Consider the following 1,935-nt stretch of genomic DNA (forward strand, 5'->3'; position numbering starts at 1 on the left):
TGAGTAGGTTGTGATCTCAGATTACAAACCGGCCAAAATAATTGTCGCGAACCGGCCAGATTAATTGTCGTCAGATACGCCAGAAACGGTGAATTGTATGCGAGTGCCAAATCCCCAGAACCTGCCAGGTCTGTACCGCGACGCCAAATACCTTGCTTTGCGTCGCCAGCAAAACCAACAGGTCCGGTTCGTCAACACCTGGCGTCGCGGGAGCATGTCAGCGACATAGTTGCGAAGCTACGTTTGGGAATGGCACGTGCAAAAAATAAGTCATAAATCTGAACAGGAAGAGTTGTTTAAAAAATACACAGTGTTGGTACTGCCAACACCGCTTAAAAAATAAACAGCCTAAGGTCTGGGTATGTATCCAGAATTTTCGACACTCTCAGATGAAAACTTGTGTGATTAAAAAGCGACCACTGTTGGCACTGCCAACAGTGGCTAAAAAATGAGCAAAATTTATGTCATCACTTTTCCTTTGGAAATGAAAAAGAGTTTTGGATTGCTGCTAATGGTGTCTGCCGAGACTATTTCAAGCCACACACATTCCCGGAAGGATGCTTCTAATGGTTGAATCAGCAAAGAATAACGAACAAAAACCGGCGGCTGCACGCGCTGGTGCATTAAAATCCACTCTTACCGTAGAGCTTCATACCCTCTATGCCATTCGTTTATGGGAAGGGCGACGTAGCCAAAACGCTGATCCTGAAACGTCGGGGAAGCGACGCCCTGATATTTATAGTATGCCCCGTTTTATTCTACGAGCAGGGCAGATCAATGAGGCTTCTGGTGAAGATAACCCTTATGCTGATGCTGCAATGGTCGCCCTGGAAGAGACCTTAAATAAAGGTACGCAGTTACTTCAACAGGCTGTTGCCGAGCTGGACAAAACACTGGCAAACATCCCTGCACAAATTTCTCTTTCAGATGTTGCTTCCGTGTCTCCTTTAAATATTGGTGTATTTAGTCGCACTCCTGTGGGATATCGCTGTGTTTTCCTTCTGGTCGGTTATGACCAGCTTGCGATGAAAGCCTTTCAAGCCTGGCACTATGGGCTTATATCACGTTCGGAACGCGACACTCTATTGGACCGAGGGGGGCATTGGATCCGTAGCGTATACGGTGTCGTCCAACACTATCGTCCCGTGAAGGTGACTCGAGATGATATTCGTCTCGAAACGCCCGCAGGTAAGGATGCGATCACCCGTTTGGGTATGCCTGACGAAGATATTATGTCGGGCGCAATACGCTCCTCTTTCTCTCCACCACTCAAGACCTCTGCATTAATTTCCTCTAAAAAAGGAGCTAAATCATGAGTATGAATCGACAGGTAACGTCTTTTTTGATGCCAGGTGTACTCTGCACCGCGTTATTGTTAACGGGGTGCGCAGGCACCGAATTGGGTGAATGGAACAAAAAAATCAGTGACGCTGCCCATTCGCTGGCAACCGGTGGCAGCGGCGGCTCCAGTGAGGGTAGCATGCCCTGGATGACCCGGGCCGGTATTTCGGGGCCCCGGCAGGACGTGCAACATACGTATAGCCTCCCGGTGGATGTTGATACCGCGGCGGCGCGGCTGAAAAGTCATTATCAGTTCATCTCCTCCGAGGAGCTTGAAAGTCTGCGCCAGCGTGATCAGCACGGTGACTGGAGTGCGAGCTCCATTGATGAAGCACGTCCGGTCTGGTCAGCAAATCGGGGCAGTTATTACAAGATGGGGCAGGAATGGAAAGGCAATGATCGCCTTGAGCTCGAAGTGGTCAAGTCCGGCGTTGGCAGCCGTCTGAAAGTGACATACAGCTCACCGGATGCGTCACACCTGACCGATGCTTACCTTGGGAGACTGATGACGCAGTTGCAGCAGGTTGCCAAAGGTCAGGGCTGAGGGAGGTTATCTGATGCAGCTCTACCTGTGTGAGAAACCCAGCCAGGGTA

At 49.9% G+C, this 1,935-nt stretch carries 2 protein-coding genes; both read left to right on the forward strand.

All coding sequences use genetic code 11. From position 1 onward, the window contains the following. The first annotated feature begins 566 nt into the window (after positions 1-566). A complete protein-coding gene (locus tag AC4PR2_RS28555; RefSeq protein WP_180547794.1) occupies positions 567-1,316 on the forward strand; it encodes a PFL_4669 family integrating conjugative element protein in 750 nt (249 codons plus the stop codon). After that, positions 1,313-1,885, forward strand: coding sequence for a hypothetical protein (locus AC4PR2_RS28560; RefSeq protein WP_089186708.1), 573 nt, complete (start codon positions 1,313-1,315; stop codon positions 1,883-1,885). The genes AC4PR2_RS28555 and AC4PR2_RS28560 overlap by 4 nt, the downstream gene beginning before the upstream one ends. Positions 1,886-1,935 lie beyond the last annotated feature (50 nt).

It is taken from the genome of Serratia sp. A07 (assembly GCF_058725505.1).

Coding starts and splice junctions, on each gene's coding strand:
- AC4PR2_RS28555 (WP_180547794.1), top strand. CDS start 567: ATGGTTGAATCAGCAAAGAATAACGAACAAAAACCGGCGGCTGCACGC.
- AC4PR2_RS28560 (WP_089186708.1), top strand. CDS start 1,313: ATGAGTATGAATCGACAGGTAACGTCTTTTTTGATGCCAGGTGTACTC.